This is a genomic window from Lysobacter niastensis (genome assembly GCF_015453285.1).
GTDB classification, from domain to species: Bacteria; Pseudomonadota; Gammaproteobacteria; order Xanthomonadales; family Xanthomonadaceae; genus Lysobacter_J; species Lysobacter_J niastensis.
This window is the reverse complement of sequence record NZ_JADLZT010000008.1, coordinates 68995-94358: the sequence shown is the minus strand read 5'-3', so window position 1 is coordinate 94358 and position 25364 is coordinate 68995. Positions and strand designations below refer to the sequence as shown.

Here is a 25364-nt window from a genome sequence, read left to right as displayed (position 1 = left end):
CTGGCCGCGCTACTGGTGCCCGCACCGGGAATCGTGACGACACCGGCACCCCCTTGTTCGAAAGCAGGAAGGACCGATGCGAAGCCGGCACGCCGAACACCACCGATCCGATCGCGCGGGCTGGCTGCGTGCTGCCGTGCTCGGCGCCAATGACGGCATCGTGTCGATCGCCGGCCTGGTGGTCGGTGTCGCCGCCAGCGGCGCCAGCCAGGGCGCGGTGCTCACCAGCGGCATCGCTGGCCTGGTCGCCGGGGCGATGTCGATGGCTGCGGGCGAGTACGTGTCGGTGCAGTCGCAGGCCGACACCGAGCACGCCGACCTCGCCAAGGAGCGGCGCGAGCTGGCCGAGGATCCGGAAAGCGAGCTCTTCGAGCTCACCGTCATCTACGTCCGCCGAGGCCTGGACCCCGACCTCGCGCGCCAGGTTGCCGCGCAGCTCACCGCGCACGACGCGCTGGGCAGCCATGCCCGAGACGAGCTGGGCATCACCGACACGCTGCGTGCGCGCCCGGTGCAGGCGGCGCTGGCATCGGCCGGCGCGTTCGCCACCGGCGCGCTGCTGCCGATGGCCGCCGCCGTGCTGGCTCCGGCGGCGCGGGTCGAGGCGACGACCATCGCCGCGACGCTGCTGGGCCTGTGCCTCTCGGGCGCGCTTGCGGCACGGGCCGGCGGCGCGGCCGTGGGTCGCGGCGCCTTGCGGGTGGTGTTCTGGGGCGCGCTGGCGATGGCCGCGGCCTCGCTGATCGGCCGCCTGTTCCAGCTGCCGGCCTGAACCTTCCGCTCTGAAGCGGATGCGCAGCCGCGGATGAATGCGCACCTGTGCGGCGCTGCCACATGCGCGGCGTGCAGGCGCTCACTACACTGCCAGCCCCGGTCTACCGCTCCGCAAGTCCGCATGCGCTCACGCAAGAAACTCAAGGCGACCTCGATGGACATCGCGCACCGCGCGGGCGTCTCGCAGGCCACGGTGTCGCGCGTGCTCCGGGGCAGTCCGCTGGTCAACGCCGAAACCCGCAAGCGGGTCGAGGCGCTGGTGCGCGAGCTCAACTACAAGGTCGACCGCCATGCGTCCAGCCTGCGCACGCAGCGCTCCGGCACGCTGGCGCTGCTGCTGTTCGAGGACCCGACGCCGGACGAGTCGCACATCAACCCGTTCTTCCTGTCGATGGTGGGCTCGATCACCCGTGCCTGCGCGCGCGAAAGCCAGGACCTGCTGATCTCGTTCCAGCAGCTGTCCGACGACTGGCATGCCGACTACGAGGACAGCATGAAGGCCGACGGCCTGATCCTGCTCGGCTACGGCGACTACCTCGCTTACGAGGGAAAGCTGGAGAAGCTGGTCGAACAGGGCACGCGCTTCGTGCGCTGGGGCGCGGTGTTGTCGGACCAGCCCGGCGTGTCGATCGGCTGCGACAACTTCAACGGCGGCCGCCTGGCCGGCGAGCACCTGGTGAGCCTCGGGCGTCGCCGCATCGCCTTCCTCGGCGGCGCTTCCAGCCACTGCCCCGAGTTCTTCGACCGCTTCCGCGGCTGCGACGCGGCGCTGCGCGAGGTCGGCGGCGCGATGGAGGCAATCCTTCAGGTCGACGCCGAGAGCTTCGAGGAAGACGGCTACACCGCGGCGCGCGAACTGCTGGCGCGCGGCGGCGAGTTCGATGCGGTGTTCGCCGCCAGCGACCTGATCGCGATCGGCGCCCTGCGCGCGTTCGCCGAAGCCGGCCTGCGCGTGCCGGAAGACATCGCCGTAGTCGGGTTCGACGACATCCCGATGGCGCGCTTCGCGAGCCCGCCGCTGACCACCGTGTTCCAGGACACCAAGCGCGCCGGCGAACTGCTCGTGGAAACGCTGCTGCGCCAGGTGCACGGCGAGGCGACCGAGAGCATCACGCTGCCGGCGTCGCTAGTGGTGCGGCGTTCGAGCGGGGCTTGATGAGCGCCTTTTCAGCTCAACGCGCCTCTCATTGCCACGCCCTTCCGCCCTCCCCATCACCGTTCGTCCTGAGCGTAGCGCGCAGCGCGGAGTCGAAGGATTAAACGGGCGTCGATCGGTCCGTACGCCCCTTCGACTTCGGCCCTTTGGGCCTACGCTCAGAGCGAACGGGTGACACTACTGCAGTCCTTCAGCGCCCCCGCCCCGCCGCCATCGACTTGCTCGACTCGCGCAGCAGGTCGGCACGCGTCACTGGCGCATCCAGCAAGTAGACCTCGACGCCGTGCGCCGGCACGGTCGCATCGAGGCGCCCCTTCTCGCCAACGGCGATCTCGCCGCCACCGAGCGCCGCGCGCCATTGGCCCGCCTGCAGCCAGCGCTTCACTTCGAACGCGGCCGGCGCATCGCCCTTGTTGAGCAGCACCAGTGCGGTCTGCGCGACGCCGTCGTGCTGGTACACGCGGTAGAACGCAGCGCGGTCGCCCTTCATCAGCACGTCCAGCTGCACGCCGCGCTGCAGCGCCGGTGACGCGGCACGAACCTTGGCGATACGCGCCAGGCTGTCGTGGATCGGGTTTCCGGCAGCGCCGTCGACGCGCTCCTGGCCGAAGTAGTTGCGGTTGCCGGCATGCTCGGCGCGGCCACGCATGAAGCCGACTTCGGAGCCGTAATAGACCACCGGGATGCCGCGCGCGGTGAACAACCAGTTGTGCGCGTCGATGAAGCCGGCGTCGCTGGCATCCAGGCGCGGCATGTCATGGTTGTCGTAGAAGGTCATCAGGTCGTACGGATTGGCGTACGGGCCGCCGCGCAGGTAGAGACGGCCTTCCAGGCGTTCGTAGCCAGCCTGCTTGCCGTCCTTGCCGCGCCCGAACACCTCGCCCATGCGCTCCTTCAGCGGGAAGTCGAGCACGCTGATGCCGCCGTTCTCCGCCCAGGTGTGCGGCGCGATCTTGTCGGGGTGGTAGTCGAAGTTCTCGCCGAACATGAAAAGGCCCGGACGGCGTTCGCGCATGCGGCGCGCGAACTCCTTCCAGAATGCGTGCGGCATCCAGCCGATGGTGTCGATGCGCAGCGCGGCAGCGCCCTGGTCCAGCCATTGCGCGTAGGCGCCGGCCAGGTAGTCCATCACCGCCGGATTGGTGTCGTCGAAGTTCGACAGCTCGGCGATCTCGGGCGTGGTGTGGAAGAACGCGTGCAGCGGGTTGTGCTGGGGATCGAGTTGGTCCGGCGGCAGGTTCTGGTGATCGGCGAGCAGCGCCCCGTTCGCGTCGTAGACCTCACCGAACTTCGGCTGATCCACCGGCATCGTGAACGACGGCGAGCCGTGGTTGCCGACGATGTCGAGCACGACCTTAAGGCCCTGCCCCTGCATCGCCTTCGTGAACCCGCCGAAGTCCAGGCCCGGGCTCGGAAGGTGTTCGTCGAGCTTGTAGAAATTGACGCCCCAGTAGCCGTGGTAACCGGTCTTGCCCTGGTCGGTCCAGAAGCTGCCCCAGCTGGCGGGCTTGCCGCCGGTGAAGGCTTCATCGGGCTGATCGACGATCGGCGTGACCCACACCGACGTGAAGCCCATGCCGCGGATGTAGCCGGCGTTGTCGAGCACGCCTTTGAAATCGCCACCGAGGTAGCCGATGTTGTCGCTCTCGCCGTTGGGCCCCGGAATGCGGCGGTCGAACGTACGACGCGCCGGATCCGCTCCGCCCTGCTCGCGCTGGTCGTTGGACGTATCGCCATTGACGAAGCGGTCGGTGACGACGAAGTACACCGCTTCGCTGGCGAAGGGTTCGAGCGTGCCGTAGATGTCCGGCGTGGCGGCCTGCGCCGTGGTCGCCACGAGCAGGGGCACGGAAGCCAGCGACACGCGGATGGCGCGGGCCATGTTCGATCGCATCATGGCCGGCTCCTCAATGTACCGCCGACGTGGCGACGGCCGCGCCCGGCTCGCGCACGCGCAGCACGCACAGGCCGGCGACTATCAGGCTGATGCCGCCGATCGCCAGCGCCTGGATCGGATGGCCGCCGAAGAACGTCTTCAGCAGGAAGCCGAGCAGGCTGGCCGCGACCAGCTGCGGGATCACGATGAAGAAATTGAAGATGCCCATGAAAACGCCCATCTTCTCCGCCGGAACGCTGTCCGACAGCAGCGCGTACGGCAGCGACAGGATCGACGCCCACGCGAAGCCGACGCCGACCATCGACAGCAGCAGCCACTGCGGGTCGCGGATCAGCAGGAACGACAGCAGGCCGAGGCCACCGAGCGTGGCATTGACCAGGTGGCTCATGCGCAGGCCGATGCGACGCACCATCCACGGGATCACGATCGCCGCCAGCGCGGCGAAGCCGTTATACGCGGCGAACAGGACGCCGACCCAGTTGGCACCGTCGTTGTAGGCGGCCGATGAGGTGTCGGTGCTGCGGAAGTGCACTTCGGTCACCGCCGCGGTGGTGTAGATCCACATCGCGAACAGCGCGAACCACGAGAAGAACTGCACCACCGCCAGCTTGCGCATCTCGGCCGGCATGTCGTGCAGGTCGTTGATGATGTGGGCGAACGCGCTGTCGCGACGCACCCAGCCGACCACGACCAGCGCCAGGCCGTAGGCCGCCAGCAGGCCGGCGAGGATGTAGAGCTGCTTGTCGAGGCCGAGTTGCATCACCGCGAACGCACCGGCCGCGCCGGCCGCCAGCCAGACAAGGCCGTTGCGGCGGGCACGCGCCACGTCGAGCGGACGCTGCGGCGCACGCGGCAGCGTGTCGTGGGCGCGCAGGACTTCGGGCGGATATTCGCGCGTGCGCAGCACGGTCCAGCCGACCGCGCCGAGCAGCACCGCACCGCCAAAATAGAACGCGTAGCGCACCGTGTCGGGCACTTCGCCCGGACCGGCGGTGTTGCCGACGCCGGCCTTGGCCAGCAGCCATGGCAGCAGGCTCGCAATCACCGAGCCGACGCCGATGAAGAAACTCTGCATCGCGTAGCCGCTGGCGCGCTGCTGGGTCGGCAGCTGGTCGCCGACGAAGGCGCGGAACGGTTCCATCGAGATGTTGATCGAGGCGTCGAGCACCCACAGCAGGCCGGCGGCGATCCACAGCGTCGGCGAGTTCGGCATCGCGAACAGCGCCAGCGTGGCGAGCACCGCGCCGACCAGGAAATACGGACGACGCCGGCCGAGGCCCGTCCACGTGCGGTCGGACAGGTAACCGACGATCGGCTGCACGATCAGGCCGGTCAGCGGCGCGGCGATCCACAGTACCGGGATGTCGTCCATGCTCGCGCCGAGCGTCTGAAAGATGCGGCTGACATTGGCGTTCTGCAGGGCGAATCCGAACTGGATGCCGAGGAAGCCGAAACACATGTTCCAGATCTGCCAGAACGACAGCGTCGGTTTGGTGGTGCTCATTGCGTGCGGTTCTCCGCGAGGGTTGCGGTTTGCTTGCTTGCGTCCTTCGCGAGGGTGTCGGACGGAGTGTCTGGGGTCGGGGCGAGCGCCACCACGTGCAGCGCGCCCACGTCGGCCGCGTTCAGCGGTCCCGACTGGCCGCCGCTGCCGCCGGTGTAATGGGCGTTGTGGCTGAGGTAGCTCATGTTGAATCCGTCGCGCAGCCCGAACCGGCATTCTGCGCCTGCGGCGGCACGGAAGGTGACCGCGCTGGAGCGTTGCCGCGCCTGTCCGTGCGGCATCACCAGCACGCCGCCCTGCGCGGGCTGGCCGGTGCACTGCACGTCCAGCCACTTCACCGCGGCGGTGATGCCGGTGTTGATCGGCCCATGCGGGTTGAGGAAGTCCGCGCGCACGGCGTAGCGGCCGTCGTGCGGCGCGATCCAGCGGCGCGGCCACTCGCCAGCGACGGTGATTTCATCACCGGTGCACCGCGTGGGGCCGTGCAGCGACTCCAGCCCGTTCGCATCGACGCGCGTCAGGCTGAAGCACTGCTCGACGTCGCCTCGCGGCACCTCCACCGTTCTCGCCTCGCCGGCATCGGCCTGGCGCGCGCCGTCCACGTACAGGCGTGTCCGCGCCGGCAGCGCGATCTTCCACTGCGCGCCGTCCGCGTCGACGCGCGGCGCTTCGGGCGAGGCCGGCGCGAACGCGGCCGCGTCGCTCGCCAGCGTACCGTCGGCGCTCCTGGCGGCGACGAGCTGCACCGCCGTGCTGTCGCCTTCGGTGTGCATCGACTTCGCCACCAGCAGGTCGCCCGACAGTTCGCGCGGACGCCGCAGCGTGATGCGCCGGTTCGCCAATTGCAGCGAAATGGTTTCGCGATCGCCGAACAGCACCGGCACCAGCTCGACCGGCAGCTTCGGCTCGATGCGGCCGTCCGGCATCACCCCGAATACGCCCTCGATGACCATGTCGAGGTAACCGGCTACCGACCACAGCTGGCGCGGCGAATTGACTACCGGACCACTGAGCGCGCCGTCGTCGACGTGCACCGCCTGCGTGGTCAACTCGAAGTTTTCCATGTTCGAGCCGGCCAGCGCGGCACCGCGCATCAACGCGCGGATCTCGTGTGCGATGCGCGGCGCATGTCCGGTCGCACGCGCCGCCCGCAGCGAATAGGCGCTGACGAACGGCCAGCTTGCGCGGTTGTGGTAGATCGCGGTATCGGGCTGCTGTGGCCAGATCACCGGGCTGCCGCTGTCGAGCGCCGGATAGCGCGACAGCGCCCGAAGCGCGCGTTCGCGCGGGGCGATGCCGCTGTCGACCAGCAGCGACAGGCCGAGCAGGTCGTAGGCCTCGAACGGCACCGGATGCGCAGCCGTTCCGATGTAGCTCATGTACAGGCCGCGGTCCTCGCGCCAGAAGCGGCGTTCGATTGTCGCGCCCAGGTCCTGCGCCTGCTTCGCGTACTGCTCCGCCCGGGCATCACCGCGTTCGCGGGCGAGCCGCTCGGCCAGCCGCAGCGCGCGGTACTGCAGCACGTTGGTGGACAGCGCGAACGACTGCGCGATGAAGCCGACATCGTTCGCGGTCCAGCGTGGATACGACTGTTCGCGCCAGTCGAGGAACGAGGTCTCGCCGCGATAGAGGCCCATCGCCTCGTCGAAGACGTAGCGGCGGTCCTGTGCCAGCGTGTCGGTCAGCGCGCGCCAGACCTCGCCGGCGAAGCGGCGGCTGTCGTCGTCGTTGCCATCGATCAGGTGCTGCGCGGCCAGGAACCAGACCACGCGGTCGCTGCTGATCGGCCAGCTGCCGCCGGAACCGGTGTCCTGCGCGACGTACAGGCCCTTCGTCCCCGCGCGCGTTTCCGACAGCTTGAAACGCAGCGAGGCGCGGGCGCGTTGCGGGTCGAGCCGCGCCAGCGCGAGGTCGATCGCGTAGGACACGTCGCGCGTCCAGACGTAGCGCCATTTCTCGCCGGTCTCGAAACACGGGCACGGGATCGGCTGGCCGCTGTCGAACGCACCGTCGGTGATCGATGCGACCCGGGCCTCGTCCAGTTCCGCCTGCGCCACTGCGAACAGGCCGTCGAACATCACGCTGGCGGTGTCGCTGGCCAGCGGCTGCGCCGCGATCCGGCGCTCGCCGCCCGGATGCTGCAACCGGTAGCCACCGTCCGGCAGCTCGTCCATGCGGGCGGTCTGGCCGCGCCATTCCAGCGAGTGCTGCCATGCGGGCGCCGGGCCTGCCGCCCGCGCGACGGAAATAAACTGCGCGCAGGCCAATGCGCAGGACATCGCCAACACGATGACGGGACGCCGGGACGCCACCCCGGGTGCTCCCGAGGCCGATAGCGATGCATGTGCCGGGCCGCCGCACCCGCCGCCGGCGGGACTGCTCGTCGGCCGCTCGGCCTGGCTCACCTGCATGAAGCCCCCACCCCTGCGACGAGCCGTCATGGTAGTCGGCGGTGCGGTTGCACAATTTCGGCTGCATACGTATTCATCGCCAGCCACCCCGGACGGGCAATGTGCGGCGGCGGTGCGACGTGGAATAGTGGCGCCCTCGTGGCGCGCCGGAGCGGCGCCCACACGACTGGCGTGATGCGGGGACAGGATGACGATGGCTCGGTGGTGGCGTGGTGCGGTGATCTACCAGATCTATCCGCGCAGCTTCCTGGATACCAACGGCGACGGCGTCGGCGACCTGCCCGGCATCATCGCCCGGCTCGACTACGTCGCCAGTCTCGGCGTGGACGCCATCTGGATCTCGCCGTTCTTCAAGTCGCCGATGGCCGACTTCGGCTACGACATCGCCGACTACCGCGACGTCGACCCGCTGTTCGGCACGCTGGACGACTTCGACCGCCTGCTCGCCAAGGCGCACTCGCTCGGCATCCGCGTGATGATCGACCAGGTGCTGAGCCATACGTCGATCGACCACGCCTGGTTCAAGGAAAGCCGCGAGAGCCGCGAGAACGACAAGGCCGACTGGTACGTGTGGGCCGATGCGCGCGACGACGGCACGCCGCCCAACAACTGGCTGTCGATCTTCGGCGGCGTGGCCTGGCAGTGGGAGCCGCGCCGCGGCCAGTACTTCCTGCACAACTTCCTCGCTTCGCAGCCGGACCTGAACTTCCACAACCCGGCCGTGCGCGAGGCGACGCTGGACAACGTGAAGTTCTGGCTGGACCGTGGCGTCGATGGCCTGCGCCTGGACGCGATCAACTTCTGCTTCCACGACGCGCAGCTGCGCGACAACCCGCCCAAGCCTGCGGAACTGCGCACCGGGCGCGGCTTCAGCGCCGACAACCCGTACGCGTTCCAATACCACCACCACAACAACACGCAGCCCGAGAACCTGGCGTTCCTCGAGGACCTGCGCGCGCTGCTGGACCGCTATCCCGATGCCACCACGCTCGGCGAGATCTCCTCGGAGGATTCGCTGGCGACGATGGCCGAGTACGTCAACGACCAGCGCCTGCACATGGGCTACAGCTTCGAGCTGCTGACCGACGACCGCAGCGCAGCCTACATCCGCGGCACGGTCGAGGACCTCGAAGCGAAGATGACGGCCGGCTGGCCGTGCTGGGCGATCTCCAACCACGACGTGCGCCGCGCGGTGACGCGCTGGGGCAGCGATGCGGCGAATGCGGAAAGCCTGGCCAGGCAGCTGGTCGCGCTGGTGTGCTCGCTGCGTGGCTCGGTATGCCTATACCAGGGCGAGGAACTCGGGCTGCCCGAGGCCGACGTCCCGTTCGAAGCGCTGCAGGACCCGTATGGCATCGCGTTCTGGCCGAACTTCAAGGGCCGCGACGGCTGCCGCACGCCGATGCCGTGGAGCGGCGACGCGCAGTCGGGCTTCAGCAGCGGCACGCCGTGGCTGCCGGTCGCGGAGTCGCACCAGGCGCTCAGCGTGCACGTGCAGGATGCGCAGCCGGATTCGGTGCTCAATGGTGTGCGCCACCTGCTGCGCTGGCGCAAGCAGCATCCAGCGCTGGTGCTGGGCAACATCCGCTTCCTCGACGCACCCGAACCGGTGCTGGCGTTCGTCCGCAGCGAGCGCGACGAAACGCTGCTGGCCGTGTTCAACCTGTCGGCGCAGCCGGTGCGGTGGACGCTGCCGTCGGAGCTGCCTGCGGTCTCGCCACTGACCGATCACGGCCTGGTCTCCGGCGAGATCACCGGTAACGCATTGCAGCTGCCGGCGCACGCGGTGTTCTACGCCAGGCTCGGATAATGGCCGGCCGGTGCCTGTGATGCATCGCCTCGCTCGCGCCGCTCCGCTCGTATTGTTCGTCGCGTCGCTCTCGGCGCAGGCAGGCGACGCTGAGAATCTCAAGGCGTGCGAGGGCGACTACCAGACGGTCCTGCACGCTGCGCCGGCAGAGGCCACGCCGCAGGATGCGCGCGCCTACTGGCTCGACCGGAGCCTGCTGCAGTGGCCGCAGCCGCAGGGTTCACATCCGTCGGGCCGTTATCGCCTGTACCACTCGGCCATCGGCAAGATCATGGCCCAACCCGGCCAGCGCGTGGCCGGCGCCGACGGTGCACTGACGCTGCGGCCGCATGCCGGCGACTTGCCGAAGGCGCTGGCCGAACGTTTCCGTTTCGTCGCACCGGGCCCCGTGCTCTCCCTGGATGAAGCCGGCGTCGCGCGATTGCCATCGCTGCTCACCGGCCAGCTGGTGCTGGTCCACGAGGACGCCGCGGGCCGCGTGCTCGATGCCACGGCGACACAGCTGCCCGGCGCGCTGGACGATCTCTACGCCGATGCTTCCGGCATCGACGACCTCGGCGCGACGGTGACCGCCGACCGCACCACGTTCCGCTTGTGGGCACCGACGGCGCAGGACGTGTCAGTGTGCCTGTTCGAGCGCGGTGACGCAGGCGTGGCATCGGCCCGGATTCCACTGCAGCGCGACGACGACACCGGCGCGTGGTCGGCCTCGAGGCCGCTCGACTTGTCCGGCCGCTACTACGCTTACCTGGTCGATGTGTACGCGCCCGGCGCCGGCATCGTCCGCAACCGCGTCACCGATCCGTACTCGATCAGCCTGACCACCGATTCGGCGCGCAGCTACGTTGGCGATCTGTCCAGCGCCGCGCTGAAGCCCGAAGGCTGGGATACGGACCACGCGCCGGGCACGGAGCGCAAGCCGACCGATGCCGTCATCTACGAACTGCATGTGCGCGACTTCTCGCGCGACGACGCGACCGTCAGCGCCGCCAACCGCGGCAAGTATCTCGCCTTTGCCGAGCGCGATTCGGCGGGCATGCGCCATCTGCGCGCGCTCGCGCAGGCCGGACTGACCGACGTACACCTGCTGCCGGTGTTCGATTTCGCGGGCGTGCCCGAGACCGGTTGCGCCGTGCCCGACATGCCCCGCACCGCCGCCGACAGCGAGGCGCAGCAGGACGCGGTGATGGCGGTGGCGGCGCGGGACTGCTTCAACTGGGGCTACGAGCCGTTCCACTTCAACGCGCCGGAAGGCAGCTACGCAAGCGACGCGTCCGATGGCGCGCGCCGCGTCATCGAGTTCCGCAAGATGGTGATGGCGTTGCACCAGACGGGTCTGCGCGTGGGCATGGACGTGGTCTACAACCACATGACCGCATCTGGCCGCCATCCGTGGTCGGTGCTGGACCGCATCGTCCCCGGCTACTACCACCGGCTGGACGCACGCGGCGCGGTCGAGCGCTCGACCTGCTGCGCTAACACCGCGACCGAACACGCGATGATGGGCAAGCTGATGATCGACTCGACCGTGCTGTGGGCACGCGAGTACGGCATCGACTCGTTCCGCTTCGATCTGATGGGCCACCAGCCGCGTGCGGTGATGGAGGCGCTGGACCGTGCCGTGGACGCCGCGACGGACCGCGACGTGCAACTGATCGGCGAGGGCTGGAACTTCGGCGAGGTCGCCGACGGCGCACGCTTCGTCCAGGCCTCGCAGGCCTCGTTGAACGGCAGCGGCATCGGCACGTTCAGCGACCGTGCGCGTGATGCGTTGCGCGGCGGCAGCCCGGGCGACCACGGCGATGCACTGGTATCCGCGCAGGGCTGGCTCAACGGTCTGGCCGAGTCCGTGCGGCCGGCCAGCGAACGGATGCACGCCGCCGACCTCGTGCGCGTGGGATTGGCGGGCACGTTGCGCGACTACACGATGACGGCCAGCGACGACCGCACCTTGCCGCTGTCGGCGGTCGACTACAAGGGCCAGCCGGCGGGCTACGCAAGCCAGCCGTCGGAGGTCGTCAACTACGTCGAGAACCACGACAACCAGACGCTGTTCGACCTTAATGCCTTCAAGCTCCCGCCGGACACGAGCCGCGAGGATCGCGCGCGCGTGCAGTTGCTGGGCGCGGCCGTCACCGCGTTGAGCCAGGGCATCGCCTACTTCCACGCCGGCATCGACACGCTGCGCTCCAAGTCGATGGACCGCAACAGCTACGACTCCGGCGACTGGTTCAACCGGCTCGACTGGAGCTACCGCGACAACCACTTCGGCACCGGCGCGCCGCCGCGCACCGACAACGCCGCGGACTACGCGCTGATCAAGCCGCGCCTGGCCGACGCGTCGATCAAGCCATCGCCGCGCGAGATCGCCTTCATGCGCGACGGCTTTCGCGACTGGCTGCGCATCCGCGCCAGTTCGCCGCTGTTCCGCCTGGGCACCGCCGAGGAGATCCGGCAACGTTTGAGCTTCCCCGACGCTGGCCCGGGCCAGAATCCGGTGATGATCGCCGGACACCTCGACGGCAGCGGCATGCCCGACGCCGTGTATCGGGAAGCGATCTACCTGATCAACGCCGGCACGACCCCGCAGTCACTGTCCCTTCCTGCACAGGCGGGCAAGCACTACGAACTGCATCCTGCGCTGCGCGAGGGTGCCGACCGGCGCGCGCGCGAGGCCCGTTACGAACCAGGCGCCGGCCGTTTCACCGTGCCGGCGCGCACCGCGGTCGTATTTGTCGTCGAGTGACTGCACCACACACAGGAAACCGGATGAACCGCGCTCGCTTCTTGTTCACCGCCCCGCTGCTGACGGCCGCGCTGTTCGCGGGCACGACGGTGCATGCGTCCACTCCCGCCGCCGCGACACCTGCGGCGAAGGAATCGCCTGCCGCCTATCGCACCGAGGCGATGACCTTCGCGGCGACCGCATTCGCACCCGAAGGCATGCGCGCGACCGTGTACCTCCCGCCGGATTACGCGCAGGGCGACCAGCGCTATCCGGTGCTGTACCTCAATGACGGCCAGGACCGCGAGGCAGTGGACCTGGCCGGCACGCTGGATCGCCTGACAGCCTCCGGCACGATCCGGCCGCCGATCGTGGTCGCGATCGACATGCCCAAGGACCGCATGGGCGCCTACGGTCTGTCCGACCGCAAGGCCGGCCACGCGATCGTGGCGCAGACGAAGTACGGACCGGTCGGTACGCAGGCACAGGCCTATTCCGAGTGGGTCGCGCACACGCTGGTGCCGGCCGTCGATGCGCGCTATCGCACCCGCACCACGCCGGACGCACGCGCGATCCTTGGCTGGTCGCTGGGTGCGCTCAATGCCTTCAACCTCGGCTGGCAGTATCCCGAGCTGTTCGGCCGCGCCGGCGCATTCTCGCCGTCGTTCTGGCTGTCGTCCGACCGCAGCGATGCCGATGCCGCGCAGCGCACGCGGCTGGCGCAGCGCATGGTCGACGGCAGCGAACCGCGCAACGGCGCGCGCTGGTTCTTCGCGGTCGGCACGGCCGAAGACAAGGATGATCGCGATGGCGACGGCATCAACGATGCGCTCGACGACACCTGCGACCTGATCGAAGGCTGGCGCGTGGGCCAGAGCGGCGGCATGAAGGGACTGCGCCAGCAGAACTACAGCGTCGATCTGCACTACGGCTCACGTCCTGCGCGCGCCGATGTCGCGTTCTACGAACTCAAGGGTGGCGAGCACAACCAGGCCGGCTGGGCGCGCATGCTGCCGGTGTTCCTGACCTGGGCCTATGCGGTGCACGCCCCGGCACTCAACGCCACCGGGCGCACCGAGAGCTGGCAGGACATGCCATCGCGCCATGTCGCCGCGCGCAACGTCGACGTGTGGCTGCCGCCCAGCTACGGCAAGGTGCCGGCACGCCGCTATCCGGTGCTCTACATGCACGACGGCCAGAATCTGTTCGACCCGTCGCTGTCCTACACCGGCATCGACTGGGACGTGGACGGCACGATGACGCGACTGATCGGCGAGGGCCGCGTGCGCGAGGCGATCGTGGTCGGCATCTGGAACACGCCGCTGCGGTTCCAGGAATACATGCCGCGCAAGCCGATCCCCGGCAGCGCATTGCCGTCAGGCGTGGCGAACGTGCCTCCGATGCCGGTCGACGACATCCGCTCCGATGCTTACCTGCGCTTCCTCGTCGAAGAGCTGAAGCCCTTCATCGACGCGACCTATGCGACCCGGCCCGGCCGCGACGACACCTTCGTGATGGGTTCGAGCATGGGCGGGCTGATCTCGCTGTACGCTGCAGCGGAGTATCCCGAGGTGTTCGGCGGCGTCGGCGCGGTGTCGACGCACTGGCCCGTCGGCGACGGCCTGATGATCGGCTGGCTGGACGGTCACCTGCCCGACCCTGCCACGCATCGCCTCTACTACGACTTCGGCACCGCCACGCTGGATGCCGCCTATGCGCCGTACCAGGCGCGCATGGACGCGGTGATGCGCGAGCACGGTTACGTCGAAGGCAGGAACTGGATCACCCGCCGCTTTGAGGGCGCCGAGCACAACGAACGCGCCTGGCGCGACCGGCTCGAGGTGCCGCTGCAGTTCCTGCTCGGGACGTCCGCGTCGAAGTAGCGCCCGCGCCCCTACAACTGCGCATCGAACGGCAGCCAGCGCAGCAGCCAGGCAGTGAAGCGACGCGACGTGCTCGCGTCCGGGTCCCTGTGCTCGGTGCGCGTGCCGTCGCTCCATTGCAGCTTGCCGTTGGCGTCGCGACCGACGCGCCACGCGTGCTCGCCGTCTGTCATGCGGGCGAACAATGCCGACAGCTCAGTCGCCAGCGCCGGGTGCGTGGCGAGCACGCCCTGCTCGCAGTTCAGCGACACCGAGCGCGGGTCGAGGTTGAACGAGCCGACGAACACGGTGTCCTCGTCCAGCACCGCCGCCTTGGTGTGCAGGCTCGCGCCGGATGATCCGAACAGGCTGTGGTCGGCGCTCTGCGCCGGGCTGGGCTTGAGTTCCCACAACGCGACGCCGCCATCGACCAGCCGCTCGCGGTACTTCGAATAGCCGCCGTGCACGGCCGCGACGTCGTTGGCGGCCAGCGAGTTGGTCAGGATCGAGACGCGACGCCCCTGCCGGACCGCGCCGACGAGCCCATCGGAGCCCGCCGGTCCCGGTACGAAATACGGCGAGATCAGCGTGATCTTCGAACGGGTTTCCTGCATGGCCTGGGTGAAGCCGCGCAGCACCGTCGAGCGCGCCATCGGATCGGGCGCCTTCATCGCCTTCAACGGGTCGTCGGCCCACACCTGCCAGCGCGGCGTCCACTGGAACTCCAGCCGGCCTTCGCGCACGCGCTGGAACGCCTCGTTGTCTCCCAGCGACTGCACCCACGGCGACGCGGCGACCTCCCGCGCATGGTCCTCGCCGCGTGCACGCAGCGTGGCCAGCGTTTCCGGCGTGACCAGTTCGGGACTCAGTGCGGCGACGGGCCACACCGCGGCGGAGTTCCAGTACCGGTCGAAGGCGGCGCTGAGTTCGGCCACCGCAGGACCGGCGACGGCGAAATCCGTGTCGACGAAGTTGACCTCATCGCTCGCCGAGAAGTACTCGTCGCCGATGTTGCGTCCGCCGGTGACGGCTAGGCGGTTGTCGGCGATCCAAGCCTTGTTGTGCATGCGGTGATTGATGCGGGAGAAGCCGGTCATCAGCTCCCAGCCCTTGCGGGCCGCGCCCTTCCGCGATGCGAACGGGTTGAACAACCGCACCTCGATGTTCGGGTGCGCATCCAGGCCGGCCAGTGCGAAGTTGTTGGCGCGCGCATCCATGTCGTCCAGCAGCAGGCGCACGCGCACGCCGCGGTCAGCCGCGCGTACCAGTTCGCGCGCGAGCACCCAGCCGGTGATGTCGTCGTGCCAGATGTAGTACTGCACGTCGAGGCTGCGCTCGGCGGCGCGCGCCGACAGCCCACGCAGCGCGAACGCCTCGACGCCGTCGGGCACCAGCCGGAACCCGGATTCGCCCGGATGCTGCTGCAGCGCGGGTGCGAAGGCGCGATCGAGAGCCGCGCCTTCCGTCACCGGCAACGCGTGCTCCGGCGGCAGTTCGCCGCGTGGGGGCAGGCGGGCGCAGCCGGCGGCCAGCAGCGCCAGCACCGTGGCCAGCAGCAGCGCAGTGAAGTGGCGGGAAGCGGTCACGGCCCATCCCCTCCCCCGCCAGGCAGGCGGGCATGGCGCACTCTAGCGCGGCCGTGGCGGCATCGCGCGAAGGCCCAGGGCGCTGCCGCTCAGGGCAGCGTGATCACGCCGCTGTCGTCCATCCACAGCGGGTCGCGGCTGCCGTCGCCGCCTCCGATCGTGTGCGGACCGGCCTGTGGCGTAAGGCCGCGATAGCCGCCGTCGTAGTCCCAGGTATTCACGACCACGCGCACGCCCGATAACGATCGACGCGATCCCAGCACGCTGGCCGGGAAGGTGAAGGTGACGGTGTCCTCGCCGGGCCCCAGCGCGATCGACGCGGCCGGGGTGATCGCGGTGCCGTCGGCCGTCGCGGTAGCGCCGCGGTGGACGAACAGCGCGTTGGTCCAGCCGTGCGCGCGCGCACGCAGCTGCCAGCGCATGCCATCAGGCAGCGTGCCGTTCTGCTGCGGCATCACCGTGGCGCCGTCCTCGCGGTCCGGCAGTCCGACGAACAGCGTGTAGGCGATGTGGTCGAAGCCGTTCGGCGGGTTCCAGGTTGCGAGGCGGCTGCGCGTGGTGACCTCGACCTTCATCGCGCCGCCGGCACCGAGCACGCGGATCCGGCTCAGGTCCAGCGGCCGCTGCTCGTGCCACTCCGGCGCGGCCGGATAGACGTAGCGGCCGGAAGGGCCGCGGTCGTCGTCATCGGGGTCCTTCACGTCGGCCAGCACCTTCCATTCGCGCGCTACGCGGAATGCATGTGGTGCCGAGACCGCGCCGCTCGAAGGGTCCCACGCGACGACACGGTGCGGCACGTCGGCGTCGGTCATCCCGGTGGTGTCGACCTGCGCCTGCCAACGGCCCTGCGCATCGGCACGCACCTCGCGGGCGCGATCGATGTCGCCGTCCACGACCAGCTTCACCACCGATGCGCCTTGCACGGCTCCGCTCACGGCAAAATCGCCGCGCACGTCGCGCGGCAGCGCTGCATCGAGCGCGACCCTGGCTGGCGCCGTGGCGGTGCGGCGTTCCGGCGTGGGAAGCCATGCGTATCCGGACCGTGCCGGCAACGGCAGCGACACGCGCCCGTGCGCGTCGACGACCAGTTCCGGCGCGTTGCCTTCGATCGCGAACGCGCCACGCAGCACCGTGCCAGGTGCGAGCCCGGTATCGACGGGTTCGAGCAGGGCCGTGTGCGATGCAGTGTTCAACGCGACCAGCGCGGTCTCGCCTTCACGACGCATGGTCCAGGCGAGCGCGCCTGGGCCGGTGGCTTCCTGTGCGACAACGCGTGGCGTGCCGCGCGAGAACACACGATGCTCGCGACGCAATGCGATCGCCCGTTGCAGGTAGCGGTACAGCGGTGCCTGCGTGTCGTAATGGTCGCGTCCTCCGGAGCCGTAGCCGGCCGCGAACATCGCGGCGCGCTGTTCGCGCAGGCCCTGCTCGGTGCCGTAGTAGATCGTCGGGATGCCGGGCAGCGTCAGCATCGCCAGCAGCGCCTGCCGCAATCCGGCTTCGTCTCCGCCGGCGAGAAAACGGTCGACATCGTGGTTGTCGACGAAGGTCGGCATCAGGTGCGGCTCGCGATGCAGCTGCATCGTGCGCTCGATGCGCCAGCCCAGTTCCGCGGTCGGCCGTCCCCGCGCGAACACGTCGCCGAAGCTCCCGTACAGCGGGAAATTGATCATGCCCGGCAGCAGCTCACGCCCGACAGCGTCGCGCATGTAGCCATCGATGCGCCGCATCTGGCCGTCCTGGAATGCAGGATCGAGCCCGAAGCCTTCGCCGAACACATGGAACTGCCTGCGCCCCGTCTTCGCCGCCACACGTGCGATGCCGGGCGCCGCGGGATCGTCGGCATGCAGGAAGTCGTCGAAGTACTCCGGCGCCACATAGAACGCGGTGTCGACACGGAACGCGTCGACACCCGCTTCACGGATCCAGTAGCCATACGAACGGCGCAACGCTTCGCGTACGCGCGGGTTCTCGGTGTTCAGATCGTCGAGATCCGCCAGCTGGTAGTCGTGCACCTGGCGCGGATCGTTGTAGTCGGTGATGGCCGGCGTCCAGTGGTAGATCGCTTCCGTGCGCTGGGCGGGATCGCGCGCATCGTTGCGGTCGAACGGAGACTGCGTCGGCGCCGTGCGTCCGCGGGAATCGGCATTCAGGCGGAAATGCGCGGCCGGATCGTCGGCACTCCACCCGCCGTCATAGGTGAAGTAGTTGCCCATGTGGTTAACGACCACGTCCTGCACCAGGTACATGCCGCGGCCATGCAGGCTGCGCGACAGCGAGCGATAGTCGTCGAGGCTGCCGTTGTGCGCATCGACGGCCATCAGGTTCTCGGCCCAGTAGCCGTGGTAACCGCCGTACTGGCTGCGCGTACTCCACCACTCGTTGGCGACCGGAGGCGTCACCCAGACCGCGGTGACGCCAAGGCCGCGGATATAGTCCAGGCGCTGTTCGACGCCGCGCAGGTCGCCACCGTTGTACTTGGCATTGCTGGACGGGTCGTACTCGCCGGCACCCTGGTCGTTGTTGCGGGGATCGCCGTCGGCGAAGCGGTCGGTCATCACGAAGTAGATGACCTGATCGCGCCAGTCCGGGGACGGAACGTGCAGCGGCCCGGGCGTGGCCGCGCACGCCGTGCCCGCCGTCGCGAAGAGCGAGGCCAGCGCCAGCGCATGCAGCCCGCGCCGCCCGGGGATACCCGTCATGTTCGCCTGCATTGCCTGCCTCCCCATGGCCTGGATCGCGGCTCGGGCCGCGGCTGGCGGCCACTATTCCACGCGCCCGTCGACTGCAAAGTCACGGCTGGGCGGCCCACCGCCATGAATACGTATGCAAAGAAAGTTTTGCAGCGATGGCTACGTCTACCATCGGCCTACGTTGCAGGACCTGCGTCCCGCACGCACCGGACCCGCGACGATCGCCTGCGCGACGGACCTGGGCCGTCTACAAAATCCGAATGCAGTGGAGGGGGGGAGATGTTGCAACTCAAGCGCAACCTGCTGAGCGTTGCTTTGGCGTCGGCGACGATGCTCATCGCAACGGGCGCGCAAGCGCAAAGCACCGAACAAGCGGCGTCCACCAGTGACGCCAAGACGCTCGACACCGTCACGGTCACCGGCATCCGCGCCGGCATCGAGAGCGCGATCGACACGAAGAAGGAATCGACCTCGATCGTCGAAGCCATCTCCGCAGAAGACATCGGCAAGCTGCCCGACATCAGCATCGCTGAATCGATCGCGCGCCTGCCCGGCATCTCGGCGCAGCGCGTCGCCGGCCGCGCCCAGGTCATCAGCGTCCGCGGCCTGTCGCCCGACTTCGCCACCACGCTGCTCAACGGCCGAGAGATGGTCAGCACCGGCGACAACCGCAGCGTCGAGTTCGACCAGTACCCCGCCGAGCTGTTCAATGGCGTCGTGATCTACAAGACCCCCGACGCCTCGCTGGTCGGCCAGGGCCTGTCCGGCACCATCGACATGCGCACCGTGCGCCCGCTGGACTACAGCGAGCCGGTGGTCGCGGTCAGCGGCCGCTACCAGGAGAACTCGCTGGGCTCGGCGGCCAACACCGACGACGACGGCAACCGCTTCAACGCCAGCTACATCGGCCAGTTCGCCAACAACACGATCGGCTTCTCGATCGGCTACTCGCACACCGAGACCCCGATCCTGGAGAAGCAGGTCGGCCTCTACGAGCCGTGGAAGACGGTCAACAACCCGGGCCCCAACGCCAACGAGCGTCCGGGCGTGCCGGGCGGCAGCTACTACTCCGACGGCATCAAGGCGCTGTTCCGCACCGGTGACGTCGAGCGCGACGGCGTGCTGGCCACGGTGCAGTACCGTCCGTCGAACGACTGGACCAGCACCCTCGACCTGTTCTACTCGGAAGCCGAGCAGATCGACACCGCCAACCAGTTCGAGGTCAACCTCGGCAACTACAACGGCGGTTTCGCGCCTGGCCTCAACATCACCGGCGCGCAGGTGAACGACAACGGCACCTTCACCGGCGGCACCGCCAGCGGCCTCTACCCGCTGGTGCGCGGCATGTACAACAAGCGCGAAGACGAGATCAAGGCGTTCGGCTGGCTCAACGAGTTCAACTGGGGCCAGGCGCGCATCACCGCCGACATCGGCTACTCCAAGGCCAATCGCGATGAAGTCAGCCTGGAGAACAACACCCAGCTCTTCCCGTCGCCGCAGCTCGACACGCTGCACCTGAACTACGTCAGCAACGGCTTCTCGTGGATGGTGCCGGGCCTGGATTATTCCAACCCGAACAACCTGTTCCTGGCCAACACGATCTACGGCTCCGGCTACGGCAAGGTCCCGCAGGTCGAGGACGAGCTGAAGTCCTACAAGCTGGTGGCCTCGCTGCCGGCACCGGAAGCCCTGAGCTGGTTCTCGGACCTCGAGTTCGGCCTGAACTACACCGACCGCGAGAAGTACAAGACGCAGCCCGAGGGCAACATCAACCTCGGCTCGCAGGGCGTAACGGCGATCGCCTCGGACCTGCAGTACGGCCTGGTCGACCTCGGCTTCGCAGGCGTTGGCAAGATCCCGTCGTGGAACGTGCCGGCCGCCGTGGCCCGCTACATGACCTTCGCGCCGAACTCGGATGCGTCGTACCTGGTTTCCAAGGCATGGACGGTCTACGAGGGCATCACCACCGCTTACGCGCAGGCCGACATCGACACCGAATGGGGTTCGGTCGGCGTCCGCGGCAACGTTGGCGTGCAGGTGCAATACACCGACCAGTCGTCGAAGGCGAACTACTGGGACGGCACCGCACCGGCGGGCAGCAACGTCAAACCGTTCGAAGACGGCAAGACCTATACCGACGTGCTGCCAAGCCTGAACCTGGCGTTCTCGTTCGATCACGACCAGACGCTGCGCGTCGCCCTGGCCCGCCAGCTGGCCCGTGCCCGCGTCGACCAGCTTCGCGCTTCGCTGGAATTCGGCGTCGACTCGGCCACCGGCAAGCCCGGCGGCTCCGGCGGCAACCCGAACCTGGATCCGTGGAAGGCCAATGCGTTCGACATCTCCTACGAGAAGTACTTCGGCACCAAGGCCTACGTGGCTGCCGCCTACTTCTACAAGGACCTGCGCAGCTACATCTACACGCAGACCAACGACAACTACGACTTCTCCAGCTTCGTCGCCGGCTACACGCCGCAGCCGGGCCAGCCTCCGGCCCAGACCACCGGCAACTTCACCGCGCCGTATAACGGCCAGGGTGGCATGCTGCAGGGCCTGGAGCTGAGTGCGTCGCTGCCGCTGGATATGTTCTGGGAGCCGCTGCAGGGCTTCGGCATCATCGCCAGCGCCAGCTTCAACGACAGCGACATCGAGATCGTCGACCCGGACAGCGCGTCCAGCGTCGGCAGCGACCCGATCGACCTGCCGGGCCTGTCGGACGAGGTGTACAACCTGACGGCCTATTTCGAGCGTAACGGCTTCGAAGCGCGCATCAGCCAGCGCAAGCGTTCGGACTTCATCGGCGAGATCGGCAACTTCGCCGGCAACCGCACGCTGCGTTACGTGGTCGGCGAGGACATCATCGACGCGCAGGTCAGCTACACCTTCGGCGAGAACAGCGCGCTGTCCGGCCTGAGCCTGCTGCTGCAGGCGCAGAACCTGGACAACTCGGCGTACCAGACCTACGCCCAGACCAAGGACCGCCCGCTCGAGTACATCAAGTGGGGCAGCACCTACCTGGTGGGCGTGAGCTACAAGTTCTAAGCGACAACGCAGTGCCGCTACACGACCCCGCCGGTTCGCCGGCGGGGTTTTTTATTGCCCGGCGCCTGCCGGATGCAGAGGGCCAGCAGGGCGCGCGCCCGCGTACAGATCGACCACCCGCCCGATCAGCACGTCATTGCTCCATGCCCGCGCATCCATCGGACCGGCTTGCGCCAGCGAATGCCGGAGCTGCGGATCGCGCAGGACCTGCGCGACCGTGCCGGCGAACACCGCTTCATCCATTGGGGCGGTCACTGCGCCGTGGCTGCCGCGCAGCACCGTGGCCGTCCCGAGGATGGCCGTCGAAACCACCGGCACACCCAGCGCGAGCGCCTCGATCAACACCAGCCCCTGTGTTTCCGTCGCCGAAGCGAACACGAACGCATCGGCGGCGCGGTAGCAGTCGAGCAGTTCCCCGCGCCGGTCGAGATTTCCGAAGAAGCGCACATGGGCTTCCAGCCCCAGCTCGATGCAAAGCGCGTGCAGCCTCGCCGCATCCGGCCCCTCGCCGGCGATGACGAACAGCAACGCCGGGAACTCCGCCACCAACCGTTGCACCACCCGCAGCAGGAACTCGATGTTCTTCTCCACCGCCAGACGGCTGACGGTCGCCAGCACCGGCCGCTCCTGGCGTATGCCGTGCTTGCTGCGGAAAGCATCGCCATCGCCACCGGCGAACTCCGCGAGGTCGATGCCGGTGGGCAGCACGGTCGATGGCGTGGCGACGCCATAGCCTCGCAGGACCTGCTCCATTTCCGCGGTCGGAACAATCAGGTGGTCCACCGCATGGCACAGACGGCGCGTCGCGCCGCGTGCCAGCGCGCGCAGCAGGCCCGCGGGAAACCATGGCAGGTAGTGCGCCGCGTACTCCTCGAAGTGCGTGTGGCACGTCTCGACCACCGGCACGTTGCAGCGCTCACCGACGCGCACGCCGATCTGGTGCGCGCGGAACGGCGTGTGCACATGGACGACATCCCAGTCGCGCTGCGCCAGCTCGCGCACCGTTCCGCGCATGGCCGATGCCCGGATCAACCGGTCCTCCGGGTCGAAGAAAATCTGCCGCGCCGGCAGCCGGACCAGTTCGAAGCCTTCGCCGAACTCGGTGGCGTGACGGTCGAACGCCTCGCCGTAGTCGGGGGCTACCAGCGTCACGCGATGCCCCAGCGCCACCAGTGCCTTCGCGTAGGTGCGGATCGAAGTCGAAACTCCATTGACCCGGGGGAAATACACGTCCGACAGCATCAGGATGTCCATGGCCGGACACCTTATTCACGGCATATGACAGCTGCTGTCATCCGGCCGTCTCGCAAAGGACTCACGAAGCGCGCGGCGGGCCGCGGCGTTCTGTCCTCGAACGCGGTCAGTGCGGCAGTGCGGTTACAGCTCCAGCCAGCCGCCCACGACCGCACGCGCCTCGTCGACGCCCTGCTTCGATTCGCCGGAGAACGTCTGCACGCTGACCGTGTCGCCGAATGCGCTCGACAGTTCGCGGCGCACCGCCTGCAACTGCTGCGCCTGCTGGCCACGGCCGAGCTTGTCGGCCTTGGTCAGCAACGCGTGCGCAGGCAGGCCGCGCGAGACGGCGTAGCCCAGCATCTGGCGGTCGTAGTCCTTCAGCGGGTGGCGGATGTCCATCACCACCACGAGGCCGCGCAGCGCCATGCGCGAACCGAAGTAGCTGTCGAGAAAGGCCTGCCAGTGCGCCTGCAGGTCGTGCGGCACCTTGGCGTAGCCATAACCCGGCAGGTCGACCAGGAAGCGTCCCTCGGTCATGGGCGTGCCAGGCGGGGTGACGTCGAAGAAGACCAGCTGCTGGGTGCGGCCCGGGGTCTTGGACACGCGCGCCAGGGCGTTCTGCTGGCACAGCGCGTTCAGGGCGCTGGACTTGCCGGCATTGGAGCGGCCGGCGAAGGCGACCTCATAGCCGCCGTCGGGCGGAAGCTGTTTGTGATTGTGTGCCGCCAGCATGTAGCGGGCGCGGGCAAGGGGATTGGACATGCCCATAGGATCGCATGTCCGGCCGCGTCTCCCGGCCCTGCGGGACGTAAAACGGCCCCTCCGGTCCACAAAGAGGCCTCGCAACGCCCAGTTCCGCGTTGACCCGGCCCCGCGCCCGCGACGATAATTCCGCGGTTCCGGCGTCCGCTGAACGGTACGCCATCCCAGTGTTTCGGAGCCCCGCTACATGAGCCAAGCCCGCGTCCTAGGCATCCTCGGCGTCGCCGCCCTTACGGTTGCCGCCGTTGCCTACGCCCAGACCACGGTCACCCCCGTCCCGTCGAACGCGCCGGTCCAGACCGCGCCGCTGACCCCGGAGAAGGCCGTGTGGGGCGATGCCAAGGCGGGCGCCGCCAAGGCCGGCACCTGCGCGGCCTGCCACGGCCTCGACGGCAACCCGACCGATCCGCAGTACCCGCGCCTGGCCGGCCAGAGCGAGCGCTACATCGCGCACCAGATCGCCCTGTTCAAGACCGGCGAGCGCAATACCGGCATGGCCGCGGTGATGAAGCCGTTCGCCGACGCCCTCAGCGCCCAGGACGCGCGCGACATCGGCGCGTACTTCGCCACGCAGAAGGCCGGTGCCGGCGTTGCCGACGACACGGTCATCGCCGCGGGCCCGAACTCGGGCAAGAAGTTCTTCGAAGTCGGCCAGCAGCTGTTCCTGAGCGGCGACAAGTCGCGCGGCATCCCGGCGTGCATGGCGTGCCACGGCCCCGACGGCGCCGGCAACCCGGGCCCGGCCTATCCGCACGTCGCCGGCCAACAGGCCGCCTACACGCAGCGTCGCCTGGAGGAATACCGCGCCGGCACGACGACACAGAAGGACGCGCATCTGTTCAACGTCATGGCGACCGTCGCCAAGCAGCTGACCGACGAGGAAATCGGCTCAGTGTCGAGCTACCTGCAGGGCCTGCATGCGCGCGCCGAGGACTTCGCCGCGGCCGCTTCGCCGGCTCCGGCGGCCGCTCCGGCCGCCCCGGCGGCACCCGCTGCCGCTCCGGCTGCTCCGGCGACGGCTCCGGCCGCTGCCCCGGCAACCCCGGCCGAGGAGCCGGCCCCGGCCGCTCCGAAGACCGGCGCCTGATCCAGCCAATACCGAGGCGAACTTTTGCGACTGACTCCGGTCAGAGCCGAAGCCTCATAGATGTACCGGTTACGCCGGCCGTGGTCTCCGCGGCCGGCGTTTTCGTTTCCAGTCCCTGCATCGCACACCCTCCAGGCACCACGCCACCGAGACCCGCATGAGCCGACGCACTTTTCTCGCCGCCGCCCTCGCCACCGCATCCGCTTTCCTGCTTGCGCCCGCGCTGGCGGCGAACGCACCGATCCCCGTCGCCGAAGGCGTGAACTACGTCGTGATTCCGGACGGCAAGCCGTTCGCGCCGGTGAAGGGCAAGGTCGAGGTGGTGGAGGTGTTCGGCTACACCTGTCCGCACTGCGCCCATTTCGAACCGAAGATCTCGGCCTGGAAGGCCAGCCACGCGAAGGACGTGAACTTCGTGCCGCTCGCCGCACCGTTCGGCGGTTACTGGATGCCGTACGCGAAGGCGTTCTACACCGCACAGGAACTGGGCGTGGCCAACCGCACCCACGCCGCGGTGTTCAAGGCCGTGCACGAGGACGGACTGCTGCCCAAAAACGGCGCCACCGCCGACGAGCTGGCCACGTTCTATGCAGGCTACGGTGTCGACCCGGCGCGCTTCACGCAGCTGTTCGACGGCGCCACGATCGAAGCGAAGATGGAGCGCGCCCGCGACTTCATCATGACCAGCGGCGTCGACGGCACGCCGACGCTGGTGATCAACGGCAAGTACCGCATCATCAATTCGTCGCTCGACGAGGCCCTGCAGGTCGCCGATGCACTGGTCGCACTTGAGAAGAAGCAAGCCGGCAAGCACTGAGCGCC

The 25364-nt window shown here is 68.7% G+C and carries 14 protein-coding genes and 1 pseudogene; 8 read left to right on the top strand and 7 right to left on the bottom strand.

The window, feature by feature from the left end; translation table 11 throughout:
• Positions 1–76: 76 nt before the first annotated feature.
• Together IU514_RS14815 and IU514_RS14810 are read left to right on the top strand one after the other, a co-directional pair.
• Positions 77–772, top strand: coding sequence for a VIT1/CCC1 transporter family protein (locus IU514_RS14815; protein ID WP_194931913.1), 696 nt, complete (start codon positions 77–79; stop codon positions 770–772).
• Between the two features lie 123 nt (positions 773–895).
• Positions 896–1930 (top strand): LacI family DNA-binding transcriptional regulator, encoded by a 1035-nt coding sequence (locus tag IU514_RS14810; RefSeq protein WP_194931912.1) that lies wholly within the window; start codon positions 896–898, stop codon positions 1928–1930.
• Positions 1931–2120: 190 nt separating this feature from the next.
• Here the strand turns inward: IU514_RS14810 and IU514_RS14805 are convergent, their stop codons facing one another.
• The 3 genes from IU514_RS14805 to IU514_RS14795 are packed head-to-tail and all read right to left on the bottom strand — an operon-like array spanning position 2121 to position 7610.
• Entirely contained in the window at positions 2121–3812 is a 1692-nt protein-coding gene (locus IU514_RS14805; RefSeq protein ID WP_386760564.1) for an alpha-amylase family glycosyl hydrolase, read from the bottom strand.
• A 25-nt stretch (positions 3813–3837) separates the two neighbouring features.
• A complete protein-coding gene (locus IU514_RS14800) occupies positions 3838–5331 on the bottom strand; it encodes an MFS transporter (protein ID WP_194931911.1) in 1494 nt (497 codons plus the stop codon).
• On the bottom strand, positions 5328–7610 hold the full coding sequence (locus IU514_RS14795) for a glucosidase family protein (RefSeq protein WP_386760315.1): 2283 nt from the start codon (positions 7608–7610) through the stop codon (positions 5328–5330). The genes IU514_RS14800 and IU514_RS14795 overlap by 4 nt, the downstream gene beginning before the upstream one ends.
• A 319-nt stretch (positions 7611–7929) precedes the next feature.
• Here IU514_RS14795 and IU514_RS14790 point away from each other — a divergent pair, with 319 nt between their 5' ends.
• Genes IU514_RS14790 through IU514_RS14780 form a run of 3 tightly spaced genes read left to right on the top strand, consistent with a single transcriptional unit; the run spans position 7930 to position 14160 of the window.
• Positions 7930–9552, top strand: coding sequence for an alpha-glucosidase family protein (locus tag IU514_RS14790; protein ID WP_194931909.1), 1623 nt, complete (start codon positions 7930–7932; stop codon positions 9550–9552).
• A 19-nt stretch (positions 9553–9571) separates the two neighbouring features.
• Complete coding sequence (locus IU514_RS14785; RefSeq protein WP_194931908.1) at positions 9572–12298, top strand: alpha-1,6-glucosidase domain-containing protein; 2727 nt, start codon at positions 9572–9574, stop codon at positions 12296–12298.
• Between the two features lie 23 nt (positions 12299–12321).
• Positions 12322–14160: an alpha/beta hydrolase-fold protein gene (locus tag IU514_RS14780; protein ID WP_194931907.1), complete on the top strand. Its 1839-nt coding sequence runs from the start codon at positions 12322–12324 to the stop codon at positions 14158–14160.
• A gap of 11 nt (positions 14161–14171) precedes the next feature.
• Here the strand turns inward: IU514_RS14780 and IU514_RS14775 are convergent, their stop codons facing one another.
• Both IU514_RS14775 and IU514_RS14770 read right to left on the bottom strand, forming a co-directional pair.
• Positions 14172–15725, bottom strand: coding sequence for a phospholipase D family protein (locus IU514_RS14775; RefSeq protein WP_194931906.1), 1554 nt, complete (start codon positions 15723–15725; stop codon positions 14172–14174).
• A gap of 89 nt (positions 15726–15814) precedes the next feature.
• The gene (locus IU514_RS14770) at positions 15815–18427 is read right to left on the bottom strand and encodes an alpha-amylase family glycosyl hydrolase (protein WP_194931905.1); all 2613 of its coding nucleotides are present in this window, start codon (positions 18425–18427) and stop codon (positions 15815–15817) included.
• A gap of 270 nt (positions 18428–18697) precedes the next feature.
• Between IU514_RS14770 and IU514_RS14765 the strand changes: the two genes are divergently transcribed.
• On the top strand, positions 18698–21457 hold the full coding sequence (locus tag IU514_RS14765; protein ID WP_194931904.1) for a TonB-dependent receptor: 2760 nt from the start codon (positions 18698–18700) through the stop codon (positions 21455–21457).
• A 51-nt stretch (positions 21458–21508) separates the two neighbouring features.
• Here IU514_RS14765 and IU514_RS14760 read toward each other — a convergent pair whose 3' ends face one another.
• Together IU514_RS14760 and yihA are read right to left on the bottom strand one after the other, a co-directional pair.
• Entirely contained in the window at positions 21509–22711 is a 1203-nt protein-coding gene (locus tag IU514_RS14760; RefSeq protein ID WP_194931903.1) for a glycosyltransferase, read from the bottom strand.
• A 123-nt stretch (positions 22712–22834) separates the two neighbouring features.
• Positions 22835–23455, bottom strand: coding sequence for a ribosome biogenesis GTP-binding protein YihA/YsxC (gene yihA / locus IU514_RS14755; protein WP_194931902.1), 621 nt, complete (start codon positions 23453–23455; stop codon positions 22835–22837).
• A gap of 187 nt (positions 23456–23642) precedes the next feature.
• Here yihA and IU514_RS14750 point away from each other — a divergent pair.
• Positions 23643–24431 (top strand): annotated as a pseudogene (locus IU514_RS14750) (c-type cytochrome); the annotation flags it as partial.
• Between the two features lie 268 nt (positions 24432–24699).
• Complete coding sequence (locus IU514_RS14745; protein ID WP_194931900.1) at positions 24700–25359, top strand: thiol:disulfide interchange protein DsbA/DsbL; 660 nt, start codon at positions 24700–24702, stop codon at positions 25357–25359.
• Positions 25360–25364: the final 5 nt, after the last annotated feature.